The organism is Cupriavidus sp. GW822-FHT02D05, assembly GCF_058802485.1.
This window is the reverse complement of the sequence record NZ_JBXAOE010000013.1, coordinates 96,569-121,136: the sequence shown is the minus strand read 5'-3', so window position 1 is coordinate 121,136 and position 24,568 is coordinate 96,569. Positions and strand designations below refer to the sequence as shown.

The following is a 24,568-nucleotide window of genomic DNA, read 5'->3' as shown; positions in this document are numbered from 1 at the left end:
CGTTGGGCTGTGCGTCACAGCGCGTCGCCGCCGGTCTCGCCGGTGCGGATGCGGATGACCTGCTCGATCGGTGCGACGAAGATCTTGCCGTCGCCAATCTTGCCGGTGCGCGCCGATTTCTCGATCGCCTCGATGGCCCGGTCGACCACGTCGTCCGGGACGGCCACTTCGATCTTCACCTTGGGCAGGAAATCCACGATGTACTCCGCGCCCCGATACAGCTCGGTATGGCCCTTCTGGCGGCCGAAGCCCTTGACTTCAGTCACGGTGATGCCGGACACGCCCACGTCCGAGAGCGCTTCGCGCACCTCGTCGAGCTTGAACGGCTTGATGACGGCGATGATCAGTTTCATCCGATTTCTCCTCTGAGCGGGACGGCCCGGCCTCGCGTCCGGCGCCCGCTCGACCTGATGCGTGTTTAGAAAGTCTTGGTGATCGAAGCCCAGGCTGTAGCCTTGCCGACGTAGCGGCCCGGTACATTGGTATAGGCCGATTTGTGCGCATTGGTGTCGATATAGGCGATCGCCAGTGCGAAGCCCTTGCCCAGGTCCTTGGTCAGCCCGAGCTTCCAGTCGGTGTATGAGGCGCTGTTCACGTGCTTCACGTTCTGGTAGCCGACGTGGGCATTGAGCGTCAGGTCCCAGAAGTTCAGCGGCACATTGGCCGACAGGTCGGCGTAGTAGCTGTACTTGCTGTCAGCGAAGCCGAACAGGTTGGTCAGCGCCTGCGAGTACTTGAAGAACACCGGGCCAGCGCCGGCGCCGACATACAGTTCCGTGGTGTACGGGCGGGTGAAGCCGTTCGGGTAATCGCCCGGGTAGTAGTACTGCAGCACGCCAGCGTCATAGTTCCACTCCAGGCCGGCCAGCGTCACCGTGTTCTTGAAGCCGCCGTAGAAGTCCATCTCGATCGGTGCCGAGACTTTCGGATTGCTGTCGCCGAGCCAGCTGATGCTCGAGTTCCAGTTACCCACATAGAAGCCGCTCGAATGCGAGTAGTCGAAACCGCCCTGGATGGCCGGGCGGCGGTTGGTCTGCATCAAACCGCGATAGCGATACTCACTGGCCAGGGTCACGTTGGCGGTGAAGGTGTGCGGCGAAGCCTCGGCGGCGGCGGCGGCGTCGGTAGGTGCACCGCCCTCCTGCGCACTGCTCTGGGCGAAGGCGGCGGGGGCGAGCCCGCAAAGCACAACTGCACTGGCGCTGACTGCAAGGGCCAACTTCTTCATGGGTTTGTTCTCCTTTTCCTCTGGCTCGGTACTCGTGTGTTTGAAAGTAGTTTGTAAAACGAGGCTCCTGCCACCATTACTGCAACTGCCGTGCCAGGAGGGAACCGTGGCGTGAAAGCGTCATTTTGTGCGCAAAAAGACATCAAATTGGACGAGGCCGACTGTCTCCCAGCGAACTTACTGACGTTAAAAGGTGTTACCAGCCCGCGCTGGCGCTTTCCCGGGGACGCTTGAAGCGTGATAATCGGCCCATGCTGGCGGCAAGTGCCGTGCACGCACCGCGTTTGCCCACACCCCGTTTCGGTGCACCGCGATGCAGCACGCCGAATCCCGCCCACCCAGTTATCCGCACCAAGGCGGTGCAAAAGGAGAACCAGTATGAAACCCACCGATCTCTTCAACGATTTCCAGGCCAAGATCAGCGAAGCCCTGCGCAATTCGCCGGCCAAGGACATCGAAAAAAACGTTCGCAGCATGATGACGCAGGGGTTTTCCAAGCTCGACCTGGTCACCCGCGAGGAATTCGACGTCCAGTCGCAGGTGCTGGCGCGCACCCGCGCGCGCCTGGAGGAACTGGAAGCCCGCGTGCAGGCGCTGGAAAGCCGCTCGACAGGCGGCTCCGACACGCCTGTTTCGGGCTGAAGCCCTTGCCGCGTCCCGTGTTTGCTCCAGGGGCCCGATGACCCCGGGCGCAGCCCTCGACCGCCAGAATGGCCGCCGTATTCCGGCGGCCATTCTCGTTAACACTTCCTTGATGCTTTTCGGAGTGAGATGAGCCTCGCCCTCCTGCGTAGCCGGGCGCTGACCGGACTCGAGGCACCGCTGGTGTCGGTCGAGGTGCACCTGGCCAACGGCCTGCCCGCCTTCAATATCGTCGGGTTGGCCGATACCGAAGTGCGCGAGAGCCGCGAGCGGGTGCGCGCGGCGATCCTCAACAGCCAACTCGAGTTTCCCAGCCGGCGCATTACGGTGAATCTGGCGCCAGCCGACCTGCCCAAGGAGTCCGGGCGCTTTGACCTGCCGATCGCGCTCGGCATCCTGGCCGCAAGCGGGCAAGTCCCGCTGGATGGCCTGGATGCCAGCGAGTTCGCCGGCGAGCTGTCGCTGTCCGGCGAATTGCGCCCCGTGCGCGGGGCACTGGCCATGGCCATGGGCCTGGGGCGCGACAACGCGGCACGGCAAGCCGCTGGCGAAGGCCCGGCGCGCAGCTTCGTGGTGGCGGCGGAAAACGCGCCCGAGGCGGCCCTGATTGACGGCGTCACGGTATATGCGGCGCGCTCCCTGCTGGAAGTCTGTGCTCACCTTGGCCCCCTGCCCACGGACCGCCTGGCACGCGCGGAGCCGCTGGTGGAGATCGCGGCAGGAGACCCGGCCGGCCCGGACATGCGTGACGTGCGGGGCCAGGCGCAAGCGCGCCGCGCCATGGAGATCGCGGCGGCGGGCCAGCATTCGGCATTGCTCGTCGGTCCGCCCGGCACCGGCAAGTCCATGCTGGCCCAGCGCTTTGCCGGCCTGCTGCCACCCATGACGCTGGACGAAGCGCTAGAATCCGCCGCGGTGCAGAGCCTGACCGCCGCCGGCTTCCATCCCGCCCGCTGGCGTGAGCGGCCCTACCGCTCGCCGCACCACACCGCGTCGGCGGCGGCGCTGGTGGGCGGTGGCAGCAATCCCCGGCCGGGCGAGATCTCGCTGGCCCACCAAGGTGTGTTGTTCCTGGATGAGTTGCCTGAATTTGACCGCAAGGTGCTGGAAGTGCTGCGCGAACCCCTGGAATCGGGCCGCGTCACCATCTCGCGCGCCATGCGGCAGGCCGACTTCCCGGCGCGCTTCCAGTTCATCGCCGCGATGAACCCCTGTCCTTGCGGCTATCAGGGGCACCCTTCCCGTCCTTGCCGTTGCACGCCTGACCAGGTGCTGCGCTACCAGTCCAGGCTGTCGGGACCATTGCTCGACCGGATCGACCTGCAGGTGGAAGTGCCGGCGCAGGATCATCAGGAAATGCTCGACGGCCCGCCCGGAGAGCCCAGCGCCGACGTGCGCCAGCGCGTGCTGGCCGCCCGGGCCGTGCAGCAGGCCCGGCAGGGCAAGCCCAATGCCGCCCTGTCCGGTCGCGAGATCGACGAACACTGCCCGCTCGCGCCCGAGGCGCAGGCATTGCTGCGCGGCGCCATGGCCAAACTAGCCTGGTCGGCGCGCGCCTATTTCCGCGTACTGAAGATTGCCCGCACCATTGCCGACCTTGCGGGCGCCGAGCAATTGCAGCCAAGCCATGTGGGCGAGGCTATCCAGTACCGGCGCGCCTTGCGCACACCGTAGCCATTCACGCCCGGCGCGGCGGCACGGTCACAGGAGGTTCCGACGGCGGCGGGGGCTCCTCGATCGGAGGAAGGTCTGGCGGCACGCCCGGCGGCAGCGGATCTTCGGCCGGCGGCACGGTGTGGGCCGGCTGCGCTTGCAATGGAGCCTGCTGGGGGGAAGAGCTTCGCATCGCTTGCCTCCGCTTGGGTCGTCTTCGTCTTACCTTATTGAAGCAAACGCACTCGTTGGAAGCCAGCGATAGATAGACATATGGACGGATCGGGACGGCGCGGAGCCGGCCCCAAGTCCTCAAGCCGGATGGCGCCTGACGAAGAACAACGCCGCGCCCACGGCCACCAGCACGCTGCCGAAGATCCGGTTCTGCCAGCGCACCGCGCGCGCATTGCGGAACAGGCCGCGCATGCGCGAGGCCAGCAGCGCGTAGCCGTGCATCACCACCAGGTCCACGCCGCACATGGTCGCGGCCAGGATGGCAAGCTGGGGCCCGAGCGCATGGGCCGGATCGATGAACTGCGGCAACACCGCCACCATGAAGATGATGCCCTTGGGGTTGGTCACATTGGTTAGCAAGCCCGTGGCAAAACGCCGGCGCGGACTCAGCGCGGCGACGCGCGGCGCTTCCGTACCCGGCACGGCATCGTCCCGGCCGCCGTCCACCCGCGCGCGCCATTGCTGCACGCCGATATAGATCAGGTAGAGCGCACCGATCGTCTTGACCACGGCAAAGGCGTGCTCGGAGGCCACCAGCAGCGCGCCCAGGCCACCGCCAGCCACCAGCAGGATGATGACCAGCCCGGTCTGCAAGCCAAAGATCGTGGTGGTGGTCTTGCGCAGGCCATAGGACAGGCCATGGCTCATCGACAGCACCGCGCCGGATCCCGGCGACACGGCAATCACCCAACAGGCCGCGAAATAGGCCAGCCAAACATCCCAACGCATTGCGTTACTCCTTGAAAATAAACTGTCTTGAATCTGCCTGGAAGCCTGGAAGCCTGGAGCGCCCAGGTCAGAACGGATGGAAGCCCGTCAGGAACTGGTCTATCTGTTCCGCCTGGCGCTGGTCGCGCGCGGCCTCTCCCGCCTCCAGCACGACCGCCTGGTAGACGTGCACGCCCGACGCTACCAGCCGCGCCGTCAGCCTGCGTGGCGACTGGTCCTGCGGCGATACCGCGGCTACCTGCACCTCCACGCCCTCGAGCGCCACGGCCGGCGATGCGGCCGACATCACCGTTACCTTGCGGGTCTTGACCGCTTCGGCGGGATGCGGCCCGAGGTTGCCGAGCAAGCCCTTCTGCATGGAATCCAGCGCCGCCTGCCGCAACTCGGCGTCATCGGCGGGCAAGGTCACCACGCCCACGGCGAACAAGGTCTCGTCGACCCGGGCCGCGTCCATCGTCATGGGCAGCTTGCGCCCGGCAATCGCCACCTCGCGCGCAGCGCCGGATGGCTTGCCGGGATAGAGCGCCGCGTAGGCGCCTTCGTTGGACTGGATGGTGCGCCAGTCATAGCGGGGTGAACAGGCGATCAGCCCGGCGCCGAGCGCGCCCAGGACGATGGCTTTGGCAAGCAGGGACTGCGGCAAGCGGAAGAACCGTGGAAACCAGGCGTGGGGCATCAGGGCGGCGAATGCGGAAATAAGCCGCTATTATCGTAGAACCCGCGTGCCAGCGCTCATCCACATTGCCCGCCAATGCAAACCCAGCCATCGATCCAGCCAATGCAGCCATCCCCCCGGGGTGTCTTTGGCACCGCACGCCGTACCGGCGCGGCGATGCTCGGCGCCATGCTGGTCGCGGCAAGCACGAGCGCCCTGGCCGCCACGGCCCACCTGCCCCCCGTCAACGATCTCGCCGCCCAGGCCTCCGCTGCGGCCAGCCGGGGCGAGCCCCTGGTGGTGCTGGTGACACTGCCGGGCTGCGTGTACTGCGAAACGGTGCGCCGCAACTATCTCGGCCCGCAAGCCGCGGCGGGAGAAATCGAGGCGCGCGAGCTCGACATGACCGCCGACACGCCGCTGCGCAACACCGATGGCAGCATGACCACCGCGCGGGAATGGGCCCGCAGCCGCAATGTGGCGGTAGCACCCACGGTGCTCTTCCTCGACGCGCGCGGCCGCTCCCTGGCCACGCCGCTGCGCGGCATGCAGCCCGATTTCTATGGCGCCTACCTTGAGCAGGCGCTGGACCAGGCCCGCTCGGCCTTGGCAAGCAAGGCGCATTGAGGCGCACAATGGCGCACCCGACTGCGGCCAATCGTCGCATCCGCGGCGGCTCGGTGAATGCAGCCGGCAGCGCCTCGGCAGCGGCAGTAGAATAGTGGCTTGTCTGACCTGTCGGCGAGCATCATGACGACCTCCGCTTCCCCCACCGCACCCACCCCGGCAAGCACCGCCTCGCGCAAGCTGTGGCCTGTGATCGCCGCCGTGCTGCTGGTTGCCGTGCTGGGCTGGTTCGGCTATCGCGCCATCGCCCCCGCCAATGCGGCGCCGCCCGCCACGTTCACGCTGCTGTCCGGCGAAAAAGTCAGCACCGCCGATCTCAAGGGCAAGGTCTACCTGGTCAACTTCTGGGCCACCAGCTGCGTCACCTGCGTCAAGGAAATGCCGGACATGGTCCGCACCTATGACAAGTTCAAGGACAAGGGCCTGGAGTTCGTCGCCGTGGCAATGAGCTATGACCCGCCCATGTACGTGATGAATTATGCGCAAACGCGCAAGCTGCCGTTCAAGGTGGCAATGGATTCCGACGGCGCGGCCGCCAAGGCATTCGGCGAAGTGCAGCTGACCCCGACCACCTTCGTGATCGACAAGGACGGCCATATCCTCAAGCGCTATGTGGGCGAGCCCGAGTGGGACGCGCTGCACAAGCTGCTCGACGGCGCGCTCGCCAAGGCGGCCTGAGCCACTGACTGGCCCACTGACTGGCCCGCCGCCTCCGCCCAGAAAGGTGCCTTCCATGGCACCTTTTTTTATTGCCGGGCGCCGTCGCGCAATGCCCGGCTTGCGCAGCACGGCTGTATGGATATACAGTTGCCAGCAGCTTTCCCCGCCCATGCCGGCCAGCGCACTTGCGCCCGGCATCCCCTAAGGCCCCCGCTCCGTGTTACTCGATCCCGATCCCAGCGCCGTGCTTTGCGACGCACCCGCCGTCAAGCAGCCCGATACCGTGGATGCCGCCGCCCCCGAGACGCCGGCTTACCTGTCCACCCTGAACCCGGAACAGCGCGCGGCCGTGACGCACGAGCCCGCCGCGCCGCTGCTGATCATCGCCGGTGCCGGCTCGGGCAAGACCAACACGCTGGCGCACCGCGTTGCCCATCTGGTGCTGGGCGGCGCAGACCCGCGCCGCATCCTGCTGCTGACGTTCTCGCGCCGCGCGGCGTCGGAGATGGGGCGGCGGGTCGAGCGCATCGTCGACCAGGCGCTGGGCATGCAAGCCTGCGGGGCGGGGCGCGCGGCACTCACATGGTCCGGCACCTTCCACGCCATCGGCGCGCGCCTGCTGCGCGAGTACGCGGAAACGCTTGGCCTGTCGCCCAGCTTCACCATCTGCGATCGCGGCGACGCCGCCGACCTGATGAACGTGGTGCGGCACGACCTGGGCCTGTCGGCCCAGGCTTCGCGGTTCCCGCGCAAGGAAACCTGCCTGTCGATCTACTCGCGCGTGGTCAACACGCAGGCGCCGCTCGAAGACGTGCTCAAGCAATGGTTCCCACGCTATGCCATGTGGACGGATGCGCTGCGCGGACTATTTGCCGGCTATGTGCAAGCCAAGCAAAAGCAGCAGGTGCTCGACTACGACGACCTGCTGCTCTACTGGGCGCAGGCACTGGCCGAGCCCGCGCTGGCGCAGGACATGGGCGCGCGCTTCGACCACGTGCTGGTGGACGAATACCAGGACACCAATGCGCTGCAGGCTGCCATCCTGCTCGCGCTCAAGCCCGACGGGCGCGGCCTGACGGTAGTGGGCGACGATGCCCAGTCGATCTACGCCTTCCGTGGCGCCACGGTGCGCAATATCCTCGATTTTCCCGCGCAGTTCACGCCGGCCGCGGACATGGTCACGCTGTCGCAGAACTACCGCTCCACCCAGCCCATCCTGGCCGCCGCCAACGCGGTGATCGGGCTGGCGGCCGAGCGCTATACCAAGGACCTGTGGTCGGAGCGCGGCTCGGCCGAGAAGCCGGAGATCGTGGTGGTCAACGACGAGGCGGACCAGGCCCGCTATGTGGTCGAGCAGATCCTCTCGCGGCGCGAGGCCGGGCTGGCGCTGCTGTCGCAGGCGGTGCTGTTCCGCGCCGCCGACCACAGCGCGCAGCTGGAGATCGAGCTGGTCCGGCGCAATATCCCGTTCGTGAAATTCGGCGGCTTGAAGTTCCTGGAATCCACGCACGTGAAGGATGTGCTGGCGGTGGTGCGCTGGCTGGAAAATCCGCGCGACCGCATGGCAGGCTTCCGCAGCCTGCAGCTATTGCCGGGCGTGGGGCCCAAGACTGCCGCTCGCGTGCTCGATGCGGTGGAAATCGCCACCGAGCCGCTATTTGCCCTGGAGTCCTTTGAGGCGCCGCCAGCCGCCGCCGAGGCCTGGCCCGACCTGCTGGCGCTGGCGCGCAGCCTGATGGCCCCGGCTGCGCCGTGGCCCTCCGCCTTCGAGCAGGTGGTGGCGTGGTACCAGCCGCACCTTGAGCGCCTGCACGACGACGCGCCCGCGCGCGCTGCGGACCTGCAGCAACTGGGGCGTATCGCCGCCACCTACGCGTCGCGCGAGCGCTTCCTGACGGAACTCACGCTCGACCCGCCGGACGCATCGAGCGACGAATCCGGCGTGCCGCTGCGCGACGAGGATTACCTGATCCTGTCCACCATCCACTCGGCCAAGGGCCAGGAATGGAAGGCCGTCTATGTGCTCAATGCCGTCGACGGCTGCATGCCTTCGGACCTGGCCACCGGCACCACCGAGGAAATCGAGGAAGAGCGCCGGCTGCTATATGTCGCCATGACCCGCGCCCGCGACCACCTCGACATCGTGGTGCCGCAGCGGTTCTATGTGCACCAGCAGACCGCCTATGGCGACCGCCATGTCTACGCCTCGCGCACGCGCTTTCTGCCTAACCGCGTGATGCCGCTGTTCCACAGCCGGTCCTGGCCGCCGCCCCCGCCGGTGGCGGACGCGCCGGCCAAGGCGCCGCTGCCCAGGCTCGACCTGGCCGGGCGCATGCGCGATATGTGGAAATGAGGCTGCGCGGCCAAGGCGCGTGTCAGTTGACCGCCGCGCCAGCCGTGCGCACCACCTCCACCAGCGCGCCGGCGCGCAGTTGCGCGGCAATGACTTCGATGTCGTCGGTCATGTAGCGATCCATCGCCAGGAACGGCACGCGTTCGCGCACGAAGGCAAAGACCGCGCGGCCCGCCGGCGACAGGCTTTCCACCGCGCCGGCCAGCTCGGCGGCCTGGCAGGCTGCGAGCAGTTCCACGGCGAGGATGTACTGGTTGTTGTCGATGATGCGGCGCGCATTGCGCGCGCCGATCAGGCCCATGCTCACCACGTCCTGGTTGTCGCCGTTGGACGGCACGCTCTGGATGCTGGCCGGGCTGCAGATGGTGCGGTTCTCGGCGATCAGCGCGGTGGCCGGATACTGCGCGCCGGCAAACCCGCAGCTCAGGCCCTCGTTGGCGGCCGCCAGGAAAGCCGGCAAGCCGTTATTCAGGTGCGGGCTGAGCAGGCGGTTGAGGCGGCGCTCCGACACCACGCCAAGCTGCGTGGCCGCGATGGCGAGGAAGTCCATGGCGAACGCGACTTGCTGGCCGTGGAAATTGCCGCCGTGGAACAGCTCGCCGTCGTCGAAGAACAGCGGATTGTCGTTGGACGAATTCAGCTCGCGCTCGACCACGGTGGCGCAGTGCCCCAGCGTGTCGCGCACCGCGCCCAGCACCTGCGGGATGCAGCGCAGCGTGTAGGCCTTTTGGATAAACACACCGGTGCCGGTGTTCTTCTCGTCGCCGGCGCGGGTCTTCATTTCCCCCGCCAGCTGGCCATGCCCTGAGAGGCGCGTGGAACCCGCCAGCAGCGCGCGCAGGTTGGCCGCTGATTGCACCTGGCCCGGATGCGGCTTGGCAATGTCGTGGCCGTGGGTCATGAAGGCGTCGGCCGAGGCGTTGAGCCCTTCCAGCGCCAGCGCCGCGATGATCTCGGCCTGCGTCACCTGGGCGCGCATGGTTTCCAGCAGCAGGCACGCCATGCCGGTCATGGCCGAGGTGCCGTTGATCAGGGCCAGCCCTTCCTTGTGGGACAGCTTGATCGGCTCGATGCCATGCTCGCGCAAGACCTGCGCGGTGGGCGCGGTGGTGCCGTCGGCCAGCAGCACCTTGCCTTCGCCGATCAGCGTGATGGCGATATGCGACAGCGGCGCGAGGTCGCCGCTGGCGCCGAGCGAGCCCACCTGCGGCACGGCGGGCGTGACGCCCGCCTCGACATAACGCAGCAATTGCTCGATCACCAGCGGGCGTACCGCCGAATAGCCCCGCGCCAGCGCATTGGCGCGCGCAACCATCATCGCGCGCACCTCTTCGCGCCCGAACAACGGGCCCACGCCGGCGCAGTGGCTGCGCAACAGGTTCTCCTGCAGGGCGCCGGCATGCTCGATATCCACCCAGTTATGCACCAGCTCGCCAAAGCCGGTGGACACGCCATAGATGGGGATATTGGACGAGGCAAGTTCCTCGAAACGCGCACGCGCATCCGCCACATGGGTACTCGCAGCCGGGTCCAGGCTGGCCGGGCGACGGCCTCGCGCCACCTGCACCAGCGCCGCGGCGGTGAGTTGCTGGCCATCGACCTCGACGGCCGTGCCGCCCAGGCGGCTGGATGCGTGCTGGCTGGATACCTCGTTCATTGCGTGTTCCGGGTGAGCTGTTCGGGCCCGCGAGTGTATCAAGAGATGTTGACTCGAAGCGCACATCGGCCGGTTCGCCCGGAAACGCAGGAAACGCTGGAAGCGCTACAGCCCGTAGCGCTTGATCTTGTCGTACAGCGTGGCCTTGCCCACCTGCAGCAGATCCGCCGCCTGGCTGACCGCGCCGCCGGTGCGCGCCAGCGTATCGGCGATGACGGCACGCTCGTAGTGCTCCATGCGCTCCTTGAGCGGCGTGGAGTCGTCGAGCGCATCGGCGCGCGTGCCGCCCTCGGGCACGCCCAGCACCAGGCGGTCGGCGGCGTTGCGCAGCTCGCGCACGTTGCCGGGCCATGCGCGCTGCATCAGCGCCTGGCGCTGCAGCTCGGAGAGGATGGGCACGGGGCGCTGGTAGCGCACCGCCGCCACCAGCATGAAATGCTCGAACAGCGCAACGATGTCCTCGCGCCGCTCGCGCAGCGGGGGCAACGGGATGGTGACCACGTTGAGCCGGTAGTACAAATCCTCGCGGAACGTGCCTTGCGCCACCAGCGTCTCCATATCGCCCTTGGCCGCGGCCACGATGCGCACGTCGATGGCGATGGAGGCATTGGAGCCGAGCCGCTCCAGCGTGCCCTCCTGCAGCACGCGCAGCAGCTTGACCTGCAGCGCCAGCGGCATGCTCTCGATCTCGTCGAGGAACAGCGTGCCGCCCGAGGCGTGCTCGAGCTTGCCCACGCGGCGCTTGCCGGCGCCGGTAAACGCGCCGGCCTCGTGGCCGAACATCTCGCTCTCGAAGATGGCCTCGGGCACCGCGCCGCAGTTCAGCGCGACAAAGGGCGCTTGGTGGCGCGGCGACAAAGCATGCAGGCTGCGCGCCACCAGTTCCTTGCCGGTGCCGGTCTCGCCGTTGATCATCACGGGGACATCCGTGGCGGCCACGTTGGCCACCAGCGTGCGCACCTGCTCGATGGCCGGCGAGCGCCCGATGATGCGCGTGCCCGCGGCCGGGCCGGCCAGCTCGCGCCGCAACGCGCGGTTCTCCAGCTCCAGCGCGCGCCGCTCCAGCGCACGGCGCACGGTTTCGGTCAGGCGGTCGGCGCCAAAGGGCTTCTCGATAAAGTCGTAGGCGCCTTCGCGCATGGCCTGTACCGCCATGGTGATATCGCCGTGGCCGGTGACCAGGATCACCGGCACGCCCGGCGCCGCGTTGCGGCAGTGCTGCAGCAGGTCCAGCCCGCTGGCGCCGGTGAGGCGCACGTCCGTCACCAGCACGCCGGGAAACTCCGGCGACAGGTGCGGCATGGCGGCCTCGGCCGAGGGCAGCGCCAGCACGGAGAAGCCAGCCAGCTCCAGGCTCTGCGCGGTGGCCTGGCGTACCAGGGGTTCGTCTTCGACGAACAGGACACGCAATCCGTCTTGCATGGCAATGCTCACTCAGTATGGGTGGGAGAGATGGAAGTGGCGGCGTCGCGGGGCGCGGCGCCTTCGGGCGCGGGCGCGCGCCGCAGCATCACCACGAATTCCGCGCCGCCGCCGGGCCGCTCGGCCGCGCTCAGCTGCCCGCCGAACTCGCGCACGATGGACGACGAAATGGCCAGTCCCAGGCCGAGTCCCTGGCCGATCTCCTTGGTGGTGAAGAAGGGTTCGAACAGTCGTGGCAAGGCGTCGGCCGCGATGCCGGTGCCATTGTCGCGCACCGCGATGCTGACCGTGCCGCCGTGCTCGCTCACCGCCACTTCCACGCAGGGCGCGTGCGGCGCCGCGGTGGCCAGCGCATCGAGTGCATTGCCGATCAGGTTGAGCAGCACCTGCTCGAGCTTGAGCTCATCGGCCCACACCGCCGGCCCGGGCGGCTGGGACAAGCCCTCCACCTTCAGCGCAACATGGGCCAGGCGCGGGGCCATCAGCGCCAGCACGTGGTCCAGCGCGGCGCGCACATGCACCGCGTGCCGTCGCTGGCGCGCCTTGCCGGCGAACAGCTTGAGCTGCCCGGTAATCTTGCCCATGCGCGTGGTGAGGTCGGCGATGGCGACGAGGTTGCCGGCGGCCGCATCGAGCTGCCCGCGCTCGAGCAGCACGCGGGTGTTGTCGGAAAACGTGCGCAGGGCCGCCAGCGGCTGGTTCAGCTCATGCGTGATGCCCGCTGCCATCTGGCCCAGCGCCGCCAGCTTGCTGGCCTGCACCAGTTCATCCTGCGCCGCGCGCAGCTCGCTCTCGGCGCGGGTGCGCTCCGCCACCTCGGCTTCCAGCTGCTCGTTGATGGCCATCAGGTCGGCGGTGCGCGCCTCCACCCGGCGCTCCAGCTCGTCGTAGGCGGCTTCGAGCAGGCGCCTGCCGTATTCGATATCGCGCGCGCGCTGCCGGCGCTGGCGCCAGTTGAACAGCAGCAGGCACATGCAGGCATAGGCCAGCGCCGCCCCGACGGTGGCATTGCGCGCGCTGGCCAGCACCGGGTCCAGCGCGGCCATCACCTGCATGGTCCAGTCGGCCGGGCCCACCTTGCGGCTGATCTCGAGGTAGCGCTCGGCGTTGCTGCCGGTACCGATGCGCACCAGCCGCGCGCCCTCGCCCAGCACGGTCCGGCCGAGCCATTGCGTAACGGGGGATTGCAGCGCCTCCAGCGGCAGCGGCCTGACCTCCTGGTCATGGTACTGGCGCGTGCGGTCCAGCTCGGTTTGCAGCTCGCTTGGCAGCGGCTGCAAGGTGCGGTACTGCCAGGCGGGCACCGAGGAAAGGAAGATCACGCCATGCTCGTCGCTCACCATCACCGGCTCGGCGCCGCCGGCGCCAGCGCGCTGGAACCACTCCAGGTTGAGCTTGACCACGGTCACGCCCACCACGCGCCCCCCCACCTTCACGGGCTGCGCAATATAGTAGCCGGGCTCATCGCTGGTGATGCCGATGGCGTAGAACCGCCCGATCTCCCCGCGCGATGCGCTCTGGAAGTAAGGCCGGAAGCGGTAATCGGTGCCGACAAAGCTGCCCGGCTCGTCATGGTTGCTGGCGGCCAGCGCGAGGCCGTTGGCGGCAATGACATAGGTGGCCGAAGCCCGCGCGCGACGGTTGACTTCGGACAGGTAGCGGTTGGCCGCCGCCACGCGCACGGGATCGCCTGGCGCGGCCAGCAGGTCATGGACAAAGGGATGGAGCGAGACCAGCGCGGGGAGGAACTCGTAGCGGTCGAGCGTGCTTTCCAGCGTGGCCGCGTAACGATCGGCGCGGGTGGCCGTGGCTTGCTGCAGCCCGTCGATGCCGCGCTGCATCGAAACCAGCCAGGTCAGCGAGCACAGGACGACCAGGCCGACGGCGAGCGCCGCGGCAAAGCCCCGCCAGGTTCCGCCGCCATCGCCTGGCGCATGCACCAGGCGGGCGGAAGCGGGATCATGCACGGCGAGGAAATCGTCGGAATGTGGCATCGGCGCATGCGAAGGGACACGCGCCGATGATACCCGCTGGCGAGCGGCGCCGGCTGGCGCCGCCGCTCCGGAGGCCGGGACCTCAGCGGACGCCGGGGCCGGCTTCGGCAAGTTCGGCCGTTTCATCGCCGCCATGGCGCAGCATGCGGTCAAGCTGCGCGCGGTCGAGTTCGTGCTCCCACGCCGACATCACCACCGTCGCCACGCCATTGCCGATGATATTGGTCAGCGCGCGGCATTCGCTCATGAAGCGGTCGATACCGAGGATCAGCACCATGCCCGCCACCGGAATGTCCGGCACCACCGCCAGCGTGGCGGCCAGCGTGATGAAGCCGGAGCCGGTCACGCCGCTGGCGCCCTTGGAGGTGATCATGGCCACGCCCAGGACGGTGAGCTGCTGCAGCAACGTGAGTTCGATGCCGGTGGCCTGGGCGATGAAGAGCACCGCCATGGTCATGTAGATGTTGGTGCCATCCAGGTTGAAGGAGTAACCCGTGGGCACCACCAGCCCCACCACCGATTTGGAGCAGCCCAGCTTTTCCAGCTTTTCCATCAGGTGCGGCAGCGCCGCCTCCGACGAGCTGGTGCCCAGCACGATCAGCAGTTCCTCCTTGATGTAGGAGATGAAACGGAAGATGTTGAAGCCTGTCAGGCGCGCAACCGTGCCCAGCACCACCACCACGAAGACGATCGCGGTGAAGTAGAAGGTGCCGATCAGCTTGAGCAGCGGCACCAGCGAGCCCAGGCCGTACTTGCCGATGGTAAAGGCCATCGCGCCGAACGCGCCCAGCGGGGCCACCTTGGTAATCACGTGAACGATGTGGAAGAACACCTTGGAGACCTGCTCGACGAAGTCGAACACGATCTTCGAGCGGTCACCCATGGCCGCCAGCGCCGAGCCGAAGAACAGGGAAATCAGCAGGATCTGCAGGATGTCGCCATTGGCGAACGCGCTGACCATCGTGTCCGGGATGATGTGCATGAAGAACTCGACCGTGCTCTGGCCATGCGCCTGCGTCACGTACTGCGAGATCGCCTTGGTGTCGAGCGTGGCCGGATCGATGTTGAATCCCACGCCCGGCTTGAGCAGGTGCGCGGACAGCAGGCCGATCAGCAGCGCGAAGGTGGAGATCACCTCGAAGTACAGCAGCGCCTTGCCGCCGACCCGGCCCACCTTCTTCATGTCGCGCATGCCGGCGATGCCGGACACCACGGTACAGAAGATGATCGGACCGATGATCATCTTGATCAGCTTGATGAAGCCATCCCCCAGCGGCTTCATGGCTACGCCCGTAGCGGGCCAGAAATGCCCGAGCACGATGCCCACCGCGATGGCGAACAGCACCTGCACGTACAGGATCTTGTAAAAGGGTTTCCTCATGATGTCGTCCTCGGTATTTGACCGTGCCCGCCGCCGCACAGCGGCAGGTTCGCGCGCCCTGCAAATGGAGCGCGTCTGCCTTAAGCATCGCAACCGCCGTGCCAGGCCGGCCGGTGTCGCCAAGTGACTGATTTCAAAAGGAAGCTGGCAAAGCGGACGACGCCTCACTCCGATTTTCCGGAATTCCGGAATCCGGCCGTCCGGAGATCCGGACGATCCGGCCGGTGCGGGTGCGCGCGACGCCACCCGTGGCCGCGGCGCAGTACGCGCGGCACACGCGCGGCATCGAAGTGGGTCCCCAAAGCGTCGAACCGCCCCCCATGACGCCGTATAATTCAGCCCTTCCACCCATTCCTGGCGGCCGGCGCGCGCCCCGGGCACTCTTTGCCTGCTGTGTTGCCGCCGCCGATACGCCCACCACGCATGCGCAGCCACTACCAGCACCACGTTTTCTTCTGCCTCAACCAGCGCGAGGACGGCGGCGCCTGCTGCGGCGCGCATAACGCCCAGGCCATGCAGGAATACGCCAAGAAGCGCTGCAAGGCGCTTGGCATCTCCGGCGGCGAAGGCCGCGTGCGCATCAACAAGGCTGGCTGCCTGAACCGCTGTGAACTCGGGCCGGTGCTGGTGGTCTATCCCGAGGCCGTCTGGTACACCTTCGTCGACGAGCAGGACATCGACGAGATCATCGAGAGCCATCTGGTGGGCGGCAAGCCGGTCGAACGCCTGATGGTCGATCACTGATTGACCTCAGCCCCGGCCTCGGCCGAGACGCTGAAACGCTGAATCACTGAAACCCGGGCGCCACGGCGCCAGAGCCAGCCACCCTGCTTCCTGTTTCCATGAACGCGCATACCCAGGTACTTACCGTCGCCGGCCCCGTCGGCGCCATCGACGTTTCAGTCGACCTGCCCCAGGCCGGCGCCCCGCGCGGGCTCGCGCTGGTGGCCCACCCGCATCCGCTGTTCGGCGGCACCAAGGACAACAAGGTAGCGCAGACGCTGGCACGCAGTTTCGTGCAGCTTGGCTACGCCACCGTGCGCCCGAACTTCCGCGGCGTCGGCGGCACCGCCGGCAGCCACGACAACGGCGTGGGCGAGCAGGACGACCTGCTGGCTGTCATCGACTGGATGCGCACCCAGTCCGCGTGGTCGCCGGATGCCGCCACGCTGCCGCTGGCGCTGGCCGGCTTCTCGTTTGGCAGCTTCGTGGCCAGCCACGTCGCCAGGCGCCTGGCCGAGGCAGGCACGCCGGTGCAGCGCCTGGCCATGGTGGGCACCGCCGCCAGCCGCTGGGAAGTCGCCCACGTGCCGGCCGACACCATCGTCATCCACGGCGAGCAGGACGATACCGTGCCGCTGGCGAGCGTGTTCGACTGGGCCCGTCCGCAGGAACTGCCGGTGATCGTGATCCCCGGCGCCGACCACTTCTTTCATCGCAAGCTGCACCTGATCAAGCAGCTCGTCGTCAATGCGTGGGACCAGTGACGGGGGCGGCGCGCCGCCCCGCCATGTCACCGGATGCACTCCCCGCCCCTTTTTTTTGCCGGAAACTGAAACATGTTGAATAGAGCCACGCCGCTTTTCGCGTCCGCCAACACATCCGCCCTGGTCACAGCAGCCATCGTCGGCGCCGCCGTCGTGCTTGCCCCGGCTCCCGTGCGCGCCCAGGGCGTGCCGATGCCGCAGGTGGCGGCCAAGTCCTGGATGCTGTTTGACGTCACCAGCGGCCAGGCCCTGGCTTCGCAGAACGCCGATGTGCGCATCGAGCCGGCTTCGCTGACCAAGCTGATGACCGCCTACCTGGCTTTCTCGGCACTCAAGGAAAAGCGCCTCACGCTGGACCAGACCGTGGTGCCGACCACGATCGTGCAGAAGGTCAAGAGCGACGAATCCCGCATGTTCCTGGAAGCCAACAAGCCGGTCAGCGTGCAGGACCTGCTGCTGGGCCTGATCGTGCAATCGGGCAATGACGCGGCGCTGGCGCTGGCCGAAGCCGTGGGCGGCTCGGAAGAGGGCTTCGTGGCGATGATGAATCGCGAGGCCCAGCGCATGGGCATGAAGAACACCCACTTCAGCAACACCGACGGCATCCCCGACCCGAACCACTACACCACGGCCATGGACCTGGCCACGCTGACCACGCGGATCATCAAGGACTTCCCCGAGTACTACAGCATGTACTCGCAGAAGGAATTCACCTACAACAAGATCCGCCAGCCCAACCGCAACCGCCTGCTCTACATCGACCCCACCGTGGACGGCCTCAAGACCGGCCACACCAAGTCGGCCGGCTATTGCCTGATCTCCTCGGCCAAGCGTCCGCTGGCCAATGTGCCTAACGGCTCGCGCCGGCTGGTCTCGATCGTGATCGGCACCACCACCGAAGCGGTCCGCACGCAGGAAAGCCTGAAGATCCTGAACTACGGCTTCCAGTTCTTCGACACGCTGCGCCTGTACGACCGCGGCCAGGTGCTGGCCACGCCGGACATCTACAAGGGCAAGGCACCCACCGTCAAGATCGGCGTCAAGGACGAGACCTACATCACCGTGCCCAAGGGCACGGGCGGGCGCATCAAGCCGGTGCTGGAGCGCCAGGAACTGCTGGTGGCGCCGCTCACCGCCGGCCAGCAGGTCGGCACGGTCAAGCTGATGGACGGCGCCACCAAGGTAGCCGAGTTCCCGGTGGTAGCGCTGGAAGACGTGCCCGAGGCCGGCTTCTTCGGCCGCCTGTGGGATACCATCCGCTTGTGGTTCAAGCGCAAGTAAGGAGGGCATTGAAATGAGCGCCGACAATTCCGACCAGGGCAAGCCGGGCGACATCCCGCCGGCCGAGTCGCTGATCGAGTACCCCAGCCATTTCCCCATCAAGGTGATGGGCAGCATGCAGGATGGCTTTGCCGAAGCCATCGTGACGCTGGTGCAAGGCTTCGATCCCGACTTCCACGCCGGCAAGATGGAGATGCGCCCTTCAGCCAAGGGCAACTACCTCGGCCTGACCGTCACGGTCTGGGTCACCAGCCGCGAACAGCTCGACGAGCTGTACCGCGCGCTGACGTCGCACCCGATGGTGAAGGTGGTGCTGTAGCCGGTTAAGCGGTGTAGGGGGCCGGCGAGCTTGCCGTCATCCTCCCGCCATGCACTGCGTGGCTCCCCTCTCCCGCGTGGCGGAAGAGGGCGAGCGTATCCATGGCTACCGTGCTGGACAAAAACACTGGCTCCGCTTGTTGTGGCTCCTAGCTAAGCCACCCCTCTCCCCGCCCCTCTCCCCCCGAGGGGAGAGGGAGTAACAACAATCAGGCACTTCGGACCGGGCTGGCCTGTTCGCTCGGCTTCGTCTGGCGCCTAATACAACAAATCATGAACACCATCACCCTCAAGCCCGGCAAGGAAAAATCCTTGCTGCGCCGCCACCCCTGGGTCTACGCCACCGGCGTGGATACCGTCGAAGGCCGCTGCGAGCCCGGCAGTACCGTGATCGTGCGCGCCGCCGACGGCCGCTTCCTGGCGCGCGGGGCGTACAGCCCCTCTTCCCAGATTCGCGTGCGGGTGTGGAGCTTCGACGAGAACGAGCCGGTCGATCACGCCATGTTCAAGCGGCGCGTGTCCGCCGCCCTTGCGCATCGCAAGCAGTGGGTGAAAGACAGCGACGCCGTGCGCCTGATCTTCGGTGAATCCGACCGCCTGCCGGGCCTGATCGTCGACTACTACGGTAGCGGCGCCAACGGCCAGCTGGTGTGCCAGTTCAACGCGGCCGGGGTCGAAGCCTGGAAGGACGCGCTGGTGCAGGCGCTGGTCAAGGAAACCGGCTGCCCGAACGTGTACGAGCGCTCCGACGCCGCCGTGCGCGAGCGCGAAGGCTTGCCGCTGGTGACCGGCGTGCTGGCCGGCGCCGAGCCTGACCCCGAACTCAGCGTGACCGAGCACGGCGTGCGCTATTACGTGGACGTGAAGAGCGGCCACAAGACCGGCTTCTATGTCGACCAGCGCGACAACCGCAAGCTGGTAGGCGATCTGGCCAATGGCCGCGAAGTGCTCAACTGCTTCTGCTACACCGGCGGCTTCTCGCTGGCGGCGCTGCGCGGCGGCGCCACGTCGGTGACCTCGATCGACTCCTCCGGCGAGGCGCTCAAGACCGCCGCGGGCAACGTCGCCCTCAACGGCTTCGACCCCGAGCGTGCGGCCTGGCTCGACGCCGATGTGTTCAAGTCGCTGCGCCAGTTCCGCGCCGACGGCCGCCAGTTCGACCTGATCGTGCTGGACCCGCCCAAGTTCGCGCCGTCGGCCCAGCACATCGACCGCGCCGCGCGCGCCTACAAGGAGATCAACCTGGTCGGCCTGCAGTTGCTGCGCCCGGGTGGCCTGCTGTTCACCTACTCATGTTCCGGCGCGATCAGCATGGAGCTGTTCCAGAAGATCGTGGCGGGCGCGGCGACCGATGCCCGCGCCGATGCGCGCATCCTGCGACGCCTCTCGGCCGGCACCGATCACCCGATGCTGGCAGCCTTCCCCGAAGGCGAGTACCTCAAGGGCCTGTTGCTGGAAAAGATCTGAAACGGGTCTGAACCCGAAGCGACAGGCCAGGAAGAGACGGCGCCCCGGGGCGCCGTTTTTTCATGGGCACGCCGCGCTTGCGGCCGTCATCCCGTCTTCACGCGAGCGCCTTCAGTCCGTCATAAACGCCGCCTATAGTCCGCTGTGCGGATGCGGCATTGGCAGGTGCCCTCCCGCCTCTTCCTATCAGTCTTCGTGGTAGTTGCCCCGCGGCGTAGCGGGGTTTTTTTTGTTCGTCGTTCCGCCCGGGGAGGGCTACAGCGTACGCGGTGAAGGCAAGGACGACACGCGCGAGCTGCGGGCTGGCGCTATGCCTTTTTGCGCGTCATGCCTTTTCCGGGATCGGGTTGCGAAAGCTCACATTGAGCAGATTCCACGCGTTGATCGTGACAATGGCAAAGCCAAGCTCGGCGATCTCTTCATCGGAAAAGTGCGCGCGCAAAGCGGCAAACTCCTCGTCGCTCGCGTCGCTGTGCGGCGTGGCGGTGACGATCTCCGCCCAGCGCAATGCCGCGCGCTCGCGCTCGCTGAAGAACGGCGCTTCGCGCCAGCCGGCAACGGCGTTGAGATGGCGCGGATCCACCTCCTGGCGGATCAGGTCGCGCCAGTGCATGTCGATGCAGAAGCCGCAGCCGTTGATTTGCGACACGCGCAGGAATACCAGGTCGACAAGGCGCTTGCCGAGCAAGCCATTCTGGATGATGGCGGACAGGTCAAGCAGTGCCTTGAAGGATTTGGGAGCGCGCTGGAAGTACGGGAGACGGATGGTGTGGGTCATGGCTTGGCCTTTTGGCGCGGGCTCGTGAGATCCGGTGAAATCCGGCGAGATCTCGTGGGACCGCTTGCGTTGCGAAGGCCGCCCCTTGCGGCCCCCATGCAGTCAAGACGCGGGGGCCCAGGCATTTGTGACAGCGCACCTCAAGAAAGTGGAGGAACGCCCGCCAGCTTGTCCGGATTGCGCACCGAGTAGATCGCGGCAATGCGCTCGCCGTCGATCAGGAAAGCCTGCGCGGACTCAAGCTGCCCGTCCACATAGCGCAGCAATCCCGGCTCGCCGTTGATCCAGGCGAAGCGGTAGACCTGCGCGTCGCCATGACGCTGAGCCATATGCCGGTACAGCCGGGCAATGTTGTCCGCGCCATGCACCACCTTGACGAACGAAGTCACCTTGCCGCCGCCATCGCCGATGATCTGCACGTCATCGGCCAGCACCGCCTTGATGGCGTCCATCTCGCCGCTGCGCGCGGCCTGCATGAAGGTTTCCAGCAAGCGCCGATGGGTGTCTTTGGGCACGTCGAAGCGCGGGCGCTGTTGCTGCACGCGCTCTGAGGCCCGGTGCACCATCTGCCGGCAGGCAGCCTCGCTCTTGCCGAGCAGCGCCGCGATCTCGGCATAGTCGTGATCGAACACCTGCCGCAGCAGGAAGGCCGCGCGTTCGTCGGCGGACAAGCGCTCCAGCACCCACAGGAAGGCCACCGACAGCTCACTCGCCATCTCGGCCGCGGCCTCCGGTGTGCGCTCGTCCAGTTCCACCAGCGGCTCGGGCAGCCACCACCCTACATAGGCCTCGCGCTCGGCCTTGGCCGCGCGCAGGCGGTCGATGGCCAGCCGCGTGACCACCGTGACCAGCCAGGCCTCGGCCGACGCCAGCGCGGCGTGGTCCGCTCGGTCCCAGCGCAGCCAGGCATCCTGGAGCACGTCCTCGGCGTCCGCCCGGGTGCCGAGCATGCGGTAAGCGATGGAAAACAGGCGCGGACGCAATGTGGCGAACACCTCAGGGTCGGCGGGCAAGGCGCTGGAACGCATGATCGGGGCAATAATGGTCCGGTGGTTGATAGGGATACAAGACGCGGCGGCCAGCCGTTTTGTGACAGCGCCGGCCACGAAATGCATGCCGCCATGTTACTTGCTGCCGGTGCGGGTTCCGGCGCAGACTCGGCCCAAGGACTGTCCCCGCAGCTTGCCTCGGTGGATGGCCCCCGGTAGACAGCCCCTTCTAACGCCCGTCTAACGCCCGCCAGCCGAAACTCCCTATAATCGAACGATCGTTCATATCCAGGGCGCCACCGGCGCCCGTTCGTGGTCCAGGAGACGCCATGCCCGCCGCCAAACAATTGCCCCAGGTCCTGCAAAACCTGGCGCTGCCCGTGATTTCCTCGCCGATGTTCATCGTCAGCTACCCCGAGCTGGTGCTGGCGCAGTGCAAGGCCGGCATCGTCGGCTCCTTCCCCGCGCTGAACGCGCGCCCTGCCGAGATGCTGGGCGACTGGCTCACCCAGATGGAAGACGATCTCGCCGCCTTCCGCGCCGCCAACCCGGGCAAGCCGGTCGGGCCGATCGCCGTCAACCAGATCGTGCACACCTCCAATGTGCGCCTGGAGCACGACATCAAGGTGTGCGTGGACCACAAGGTGCCCATCTTCATCACCTCGCTGCGCGCGCCGCCCAAGGAGATGATCGACGCCGTGCACAGCTATGGCGGCATCGTGCTGCACGATGTGATCAGCATCCGCCACGCCGAGAAGGCGATCGAGGCCGGCGTGGACGGGCTGATCCTGGTGGCGGCTGGCGCCGGCGGCCATGCCGGCACGCTGTCGCCGTTCGCGCTGGTGGGCGAAGTGCGCAAGATCTTCGACGGCGTGATCGCACTGTCGGGCTCGATTGCTACCGGCGAATCCGTGCTGGCCGCGCAGGCCATGGGCGCGGACTTCGCTTACGTCGGCACCCGCTTCATTGCCTCGCAGGAAGCCCATGCCAGCGAGTCCTACAAGCAGTCGATCACCACTTCCGCCGCGGCCGACATCATCTACACCAACCTGTTTACCGGCGTGCACGGCAACTACATCCGCGAGAGCATCGAGGCCTCGGGGCTGGATCCCGCCAACCTGCCGCAGGCGGACAAGACCAAGATGGATTTTTCCAGCGGCGCCTCCAAGGCCAAGGCATGGAAGGACGTCTGGGGCGCCGGCCAGGGCGTGGGCCAGATCCACGACATCCCCACCGCTGGCGAAATCGTGGCGCGCATGAAGGCCGAGTACAACGACGCGCGCGCCCGCCTGGGGCTCGCGGTCTGAGCGCGTTGCCAGCCGCCCCACCCGCCGTGCGCAGCCGCAGGCAACGCGCGCTGCGCGGGCTGTGGGTGGCGCTTGGCGTGCTCAGCCTGCTGCTGGGCATCGTCGGCATCTTCCTGCCAGTGCTGCCGACCACGCCCTTCGTCTTGCTGGCCGCCGCGTGTTTCGCGCGTGGCTCGGAGCGTTTCCATGCGCGGCTGCTTGCGCATCCGCGCTTCGGCCCGCTGGTGCGTGACTGGCAGGCCCACCGCAGCATTCCCTTGCGCGCCAAGCAGTTGGCCATCAGCATGATGTGGCTGTCGATGGGCACCACCGCATGGCTGATGCGCGAGCGAGCGCTGGCTTCGCTGACGCTGGTCACCATCGCCGCGGCCGTCAGCGCGTGGCTGCTGTGGCTGCCGACGCGCCCCACCGGCGGCCATGCGGCACCGTCCCCGGGCCGCAACCGCGCTCAGTCGTAACGCCGCGCGTCCTCGATCACCTTGCCATCCTGCGGCAGCGAGCCCGCTGCCACGAAGCGCACCTCGCCGCGCAGGCGCATCACCTCGCGCAGCGATTCGCCAATGGCCTGCGCCAGTGCCGCATCGTCGCGCGCGGCGTCGCAATGCAGCGTCATCACGTCGGCACCCACGCTGCCCGTCACCACCAGGCGCGCGGCACGCACCTCGGGATGGCGCCGCACCACCTCGCCCACCTGTCCGGGATGCACGAACATGCCCTTGACCTTGGTGGTCTGGTCGGCGCGTCCCAGCCAACCCTTGAGCCGCTGGTTGGTGCGCCCGCACGGGCTGGCGCGCTCGTTCGAACCGGCCACGAACGCCGACAGGTCCCCCGTGCCGAAGCGAATCAGCGGATAGTCGCCATTGCCCAGCACCGTGACCACCACCTCGCCGGTCTCGCCGTCAGGCATGGGCTGCGTGCCGCCCGGCTCGACGATCTCCACCAGCACGTTCTCGTCCACCACCCAGCCGTCGCCGCCCTGGGTCTCGTAGGCGATCAGGCCCACGTCGGCGCTGCCGTACATCTGCTGCACGCGGATGCCGCGCTCGGTGAACCAGGCGCGCAGCGATGGCGGCAATGCCTCGCCAGACACCAGCGCCTTCGTCAGGCCCTGGCAGGGCAAGCCGAGCTCGTCGCCCTTCTCCAGCAGCAGCTTGAGAAAGGATGGCGTGCCCGCGTAGGCCGCCGGCTGCAGGCTCGCCATCGCCTGCACCTGCGATTCGGTCTGTCCCACGCCCGCCGGGAACACACAGCAACCCAGCCGATGGGCGCCGGTTTCCATCATCATGCCGGCCGGCGTGAAGTGGTAGGAGAAGGTGTTGTAGACGAGATCGCCCGAGCGGAAGCCCGCCGCGAACATGGCACGCGCGATCCGCCACCAGTCGGGGCCATGCCCGTCGGGTTCGTGGATCGGGCCGGGCGACTGGAAGATGTGGCGCAGGCCGCCGAGCGGCGTCGCATTCAGCCCGCCCAGCGGCGGCATGATCCTCTGCCGAGCCGTCAGCTCGGACTTGCGCGTCACTGGCAGCGCCGCCAGCGCGGCGCGCGAGTCCAGCGCGCGCGGATCCACGTCGCGCAGCACCTCCGCAAAATAAGGCGCATGCGCCTTGGCATGTGCAACCTGGCGCGACAATGCGTCCAGCAAGGCCAGCGTGCGGACGGCCGGGGCGCGCGTTTCAAGCGAATCGAAGTATTCAGGCATGGTGCGT

At 67.4% G+C, this 24,568-nt stretch carries 23 protein-coding genes; 12 read left to right on the top strand and 11 right to left on the bottom strand.

Annotated elements, in window-relative coordinates:
* Window positions 1-14 precede the first annotated feature (14 nt).
* Both AC1RQK_RS18765 and AC1RQK_RS18760 read right to left on the bottom strand, forming a co-directional pair.
* Window positions 15-353, bottom strand: a complete 339-nt coding sequence (locus AC1RQK_RS18765; protein ID WP_006159494.1) for a P-II family nitrogen regulator — start codon at window positions 351-353, stop codon at window positions 15-17.
* A 65-nt stretch (window positions 354-418) separates the two neighbouring features.
* Window positions 419-1,228, bottom strand: a complete 810-nt coding sequence (locus AC1RQK_RS18760) for a TorF family putative porin (RefSeq protein ID WP_492810447.1) — start codon at window positions 1,226-1,228, stop codon at window positions 419-421.
* A 378-nt stretch (window positions 1,229-1,606) separates the two neighbouring features.
* On the opposite strand from AC1RQK_RS18760, the gene AC1RQK_RS18755 reads away from it, so the two are divergent.
* Together AC1RQK_RS18755 and AC1RQK_RS18750 are read left to right on the top strand one after the other, a co-directional pair.
* Window positions 1,607-1,870, top strand: coding sequence for an accessory factor UbiK family protein (locus AC1RQK_RS18755; RefSeq protein ID WP_492374380.1), 264 nt, complete (start codon window positions 1,607-1,609; stop codon window positions 1,868-1,870).
* Window positions 1,871-1,999: 129 nt separating this feature from the next.
* Window positions 2,000-3,544: a YifB family Mg chelatase-like AAA ATPase gene (locus AC1RQK_RS18750; RefSeq protein ID WP_492374381.1), complete on the top strand. Its 1,545-nt coding sequence runs from the start codon at window positions 2,000-2,002 to the stop codon at window positions 3,542-3,544.
* Window positions 3,545-3,835: 291 nt separating this feature from the next.
* Here the strand turns inward: AC1RQK_RS18750 and AC1RQK_RS18745 are convergent, their stop codons facing one another.
* Together AC1RQK_RS18745 and AC1RQK_RS18740 are read right to left on the bottom strand one after the other, a co-directional pair.
* Window positions 3,836-4,486, bottom strand: coding sequence for a LysE family transporter (locus AC1RQK_RS18745; protein WP_492374382.1), 651 nt, complete (start codon window positions 4,484-4,486; stop codon window positions 3,836-3,838).
* A 67-nt stretch (window positions 4,487-4,553) separates the two neighbouring features.
* Complete coding sequence (locus AC1RQK_RS18740) at window positions 4,554-5,162, bottom strand: hypothetical protein (RefSeq protein ID WP_183032030.1); 609 nt, start codon at window positions 5,160-5,162, stop codon at window positions 4,554-4,556.
* Window positions 5,163-5,264: 102 nt separating this feature from the next.
* Between AC1RQK_RS18740 and AC1RQK_RS18735 the strand changes: the two genes are divergently transcribed.
* The 3 genes from AC1RQK_RS18735 to AC1RQK_RS18725 all read left to right on the top strand — a co-directional run bounded on the left by AC1RQK_RS18735 (window position 5,265) and on the right by AC1RQK_RS18725 (window position 8,781).
* Window positions 5,265-5,768, top strand: a complete 504-nt coding sequence (locus AC1RQK_RS18735) for a thioredoxin fold domain-containing protein (protein WP_492374383.1) — start codon at window positions 5,265-5,267, stop codon at window positions 5,766-5,768.
* 123 nt (window positions 5,769-5,891) lie between these two features.
* Window positions 5,892-6,446 (top strand): TlpA disulfide reductase family protein, encoded by a 555-nt coding sequence (locus AC1RQK_RS18730; protein ID WP_477132629.1) that lies wholly within the window; start codon window positions 5,892-5,894, stop codon window positions 6,444-6,446.
* A 265-nt stretch (window positions 6,447-6,711) separates the two neighbouring features.
* Window positions 6,712-8,781 carry an ATP-dependent helicase gene (locus AC1RQK_RS18725; protein ID WP_492810544.1) on the top strand — a complete coding sequence of 690 codons (2,070 nt, stop codon included), beginning with the start codon at window positions 6,712-6,714 and terminating at the stop codon, window positions 8,779-8,781.
* Window positions 8,782-8,803: 22 nt separating this feature from the next.
* On the opposite strand, the gene cmdF is transcribed toward AC1RQK_RS18725, so the two are convergent.
* The 4 genes from cmdF to AC1RQK_RS18705 form a co-directional block, all read right to left on the bottom strand.
* The gene (gene cmdF, locus AC1RQK_RS18720) at window positions 8,804-10,438 is read right to left on the bottom strand and encodes a tyrosine 2,3-aminomutase (RefSeq protein ID WP_492810443.1); all 1,635 of its coding nucleotides are present in this window, start codon (window positions 10,436-10,438) and stop codon (window positions 8,804-8,806) included.
* 105 nt (window positions 10,439-10,543) lie between these two features.
* Entirely contained in the window at window positions 10,544-11,860 is a 1,317-nt protein-coding gene (locus AC1RQK_RS18715) for a sigma-54-dependent transcriptional regulator (protein ID WP_043343292.1), read from the bottom strand.
* A gap of 8 nt (window positions 11,861-11,868) precedes the next feature.
* Window positions 11,869-13,854 (bottom strand): sensor histidine kinase, encoded by a 1,986-nt coding sequence (locus AC1RQK_RS18710; protein WP_492810441.1) that lies wholly within the window; start codon window positions 13,852-13,854, stop codon window positions 11,869-11,871.
* 82 nt (window positions 13,855-13,936) lie between these two features.
* Window positions 13,937-15,238 carry a dicarboxylate/amino acid:cation symporter gene (locus AC1RQK_RS18705; protein ID WP_492810542.1) on the bottom strand — a complete coding sequence of 434 codons (1,302 nt, stop codon included), beginning with the start codon at window positions 15,236-15,238 and terminating at the stop codon, window positions 13,937-13,939.
* Window positions 15,239-15,658: 420 nt separating this feature from the next.
* Here AC1RQK_RS18705 and AC1RQK_RS18700 point away from each other — a divergent pair, with 420 nt between their 5' ends.
* From AC1RQK_RS18700 to AC1RQK_RS18680, 5 genes are all read left to right on the top strand, one after another.
* A complete protein-coding gene (locus tag AC1RQK_RS18700; RefSeq protein WP_267605322.1) occupies window positions 15,659-15,979 on the top strand; it encodes a (2Fe-2S) ferredoxin domain-containing protein in 321 nt (106 codons plus the stop codon).
* Between the two features lie 98 nt (window positions 15,980-16,077).
* Window positions 16,078-16,722: an alpha/beta hydrolase gene (locus AC1RQK_RS18695; protein WP_441632226.1), complete on the top strand. Its 645-nt coding sequence runs from the start codon at window positions 16,078-16,080 to the stop codon at window positions 16,720-16,722.
* 72 nt (window positions 16,723-16,794) lie between these two features.
* Window positions 16,795-18,003, top strand: a complete 1,209-nt coding sequence (locus tag AC1RQK_RS18690) for a D-alanyl-D-alanine carboxypeptidase family protein (RefSeq protein ID WP_492374386.1) — start codon at window positions 16,795-16,797, stop codon at window positions 18,001-18,003.
* A gap of 13 nt (window positions 18,004-18,016) precedes the next feature.
* Window positions 18,017-18,322, top strand: coding sequence for a YbeD family protein (locus AC1RQK_RS18685; RefSeq protein ID WP_183032022.1), 306 nt, complete (start codon window positions 18,017-18,019; stop codon window positions 18,320-18,322).
* Between the two features lie 272 nt (window positions 18,323-18,594).
* Window positions 18,595-19,788: a class I SAM-dependent rRNA methyltransferase gene (locus tag AC1RQK_RS18680; protein WP_492375603.1), complete on the top strand. Its 1,194-nt coding sequence runs from the start codon at window positions 18,595-18,597 to the stop codon at window positions 19,786-19,788.
* A 325-nt stretch (window positions 19,789-20,113) separates the two neighbouring features.
* Here AC1RQK_RS18680 and AC1RQK_RS18675 read toward each other — a convergent pair whose 3' ends face one another.
* Window positions 20,114-20,566 carry a carboxymuconolactone decarboxylase family protein gene (locus AC1RQK_RS18675; RefSeq protein ID WP_416050346.1) on the bottom strand — a complete coding sequence of 151 codons (453 nt, stop codon included), beginning with the start codon at window positions 20,564-20,566 and terminating at the stop codon, window positions 20,114-20,116.
* 140 nt (window positions 20,567-20,706) lie between these two features.
* A complete protein-coding gene (locus tag AC1RQK_RS18670) occupies window positions 20,707-21,594 on the bottom strand; it encodes an RNA polymerase sigma-70 factor (RefSeq protein ID WP_492375602.1) in 888 nt (295 codons plus the stop codon).
* Window positions 21,595-21,884: 290 nt separating this feature from the next.
* Between AC1RQK_RS18670 and AC1RQK_RS18665 the strand changes: the two genes are divergently transcribed.
* Both AC1RQK_RS18665 and AC1RQK_RS18660 read left to right on the top strand, forming a co-directional pair.
* A complete protein-coding gene (locus tag AC1RQK_RS18665; RefSeq protein ID WP_183032018.1) occupies window positions 21,885-22,862 on the top strand; it encodes an NAD(P)H-dependent flavin oxidoreductase in 978 nt (325 codons plus the stop codon).
* 5 nt (window positions 22,863-22,867) lie between these two features.
* Window positions 22,868-23,320 carry a YbaN family protein gene (locus AC1RQK_RS18660; RefSeq protein WP_492375601.1) on the top strand — a complete coding sequence of 151 codons (453 nt, stop codon included), beginning with the start codon at window positions 22,868-22,870 and terminating at the stop codon, window positions 23,318-23,320.
* On the opposite strand, the gene AC1RQK_RS18655 is transcribed toward AC1RQK_RS18660, so the two are convergent.
* Window positions 23,311-24,561: a phenylacetate--CoA ligase family protein gene (locus tag AC1RQK_RS18655; protein ID WP_492810435.1), complete on the bottom strand. Its 1,251-nt coding sequence runs from the start codon at window positions 24,559-24,561 to the stop codon at window positions 23,311-23,313. The genes AC1RQK_RS18660 and AC1RQK_RS18655 overlap by 10 nt on opposite strands.
* Window positions 24,562-24,568: the final 7 nt, after the last annotated feature.

Bases quoted from the DNA above. Each gene is read 5' to 3' on its own strand.
- AC1RQK_RS18765 (WP_006159494.1), bottom strand. From the start codon at position 353: ATGAAACTGATCATCGCCGTCATCAAGCCGTTCAAGCTCGACGAGGTG.
- AC1RQK_RS18675 (WP_416050346.1), bottom strand. From the start codon at position 20,566: ATGACCCACACCATCCGTCTCCCGTACTTCCAGCGCGCTCCCAAATCC.
- AC1RQK_RS18760 (WP_492810447.1), bottom strand. From the start codon at position 1,228: ATGAAGAAGTTGGCCCTTGCAGTCAGCGCCAGTGCAGTTGTGCTTTGC.
- AC1RQK_RS18730 (WP_477132629.1), top strand. From the start codon at position 5,892: ATGACGACCTCCGCTTCCCCCACCGCACCCACCCCGGCAAGCACCGCC.
- AC1RQK_RS18735 (WP_492374383.1), top strand. From the start codon at position 5,265: ATGCAGCCATCCCCCCGGGGTGTCTTTGGCACCGCACGCCGTACCGGC.
- AC1RQK_RS18740 (WP_183032030.1), bottom strand. From the start codon at position 5,162: ATGCCCCACGCCTGGTTTCCACGGTTCTTCCGCTTGCCGCAGTCCCTG.
- AC1RQK_RS18700 (WP_267605322.1), top strand. From the start codon at position 15,659: ATGCGCAGCCACTACCAGCACCACGTTTTCTTCTGCCTCAACCAGCGC.
- AC1RQK_RS18710 (WP_492810441.1), bottom strand. From the start codon at position 13,854: ATGCCACATTCCGACGATTTCCTCGCCGTGCATGATCCCGCTTCCGCC.
- AC1RQK_RS18695 (WP_441632226.1), top strand. From the start codon at position 16,078: ATGAACGCGCATACCCAGGTACTTACCGTCGCCGGCCCCGTCGGCGCC.
- AC1RQK_RS18680 (WP_492375603.1), top strand. From the start codon at position 18,595: ATGAACACCATCACCCTCAAGCCCGGCAAGGAAAAATCCTTGCTGCGC.
- AC1RQK_RS18715 (WP_043343292.1), bottom strand. From the start codon at position 11,860: ATGCAAGACGGATTGCGTGTCCTGTTCGTCGAAGACGAACCCCTGGTA.
- AC1RQK_RS18685 (WP_183032022.1), top strand. From the start codon at position 18,017: ATGAGCGCCGACAATTCCGACCAGGGCAAGCCGGGCGACATCCCGCCG.
- AC1RQK_RS18750 (WP_492374381.1), top strand. From the start codon at position 2,000: ATGAGCCTCGCCCTCCTGCGTAGCCGGGCGCTGACCGGACTCGAGGCA.
- AC1RQK_RS18745 (WP_492374382.1), bottom strand. From the start codon at position 4,486: ATGCGTTGGGATGTTTGGCTGGCCTATTTCGCGGCCTGTTGGGTGATT.
- AC1RQK_RS18755 (WP_492374380.1), top strand. From the start codon at position 1,607: ATGAAACCCACCGATCTCTTCAACGATTTCCAGGCCAAGATCAGCGAA.
- AC1RQK_RS18665 (WP_183032018.1), top strand. From the start codon at position 21,885: ATGCCCGCCGCCAAACAATTGCCCCAGGTCCTGCAAAACCTGGCGCTG.
- AC1RQK_RS18655 (WP_492810435.1), bottom strand. From the start codon at position 24,561: ATGCCTGAATACTTCGATTCGCTTGAAACGCGCGCCCCGGCCGTCCGC.
- AC1RQK_RS18670 (WP_492375602.1), bottom strand. From the start codon at position 21,594: ATGCGTTCCAGCGCCTTGCCCGCCGACCCTGAGGTGTTCGCCACATTG.
- cmdF (WP_492810443.1), bottom strand. From the start codon at position 10,438: ATGAACGAGGTATCCAGCCAGCACGCATCCAGCCGCCTGGGCGGCACG.
- AC1RQK_RS18690 (WP_492374386.1), top strand. From the start codon at position 16,795: ATGTTGAATAGAGCCACGCCGCTTTTCGCGTCCGCCAACACATCCGCC.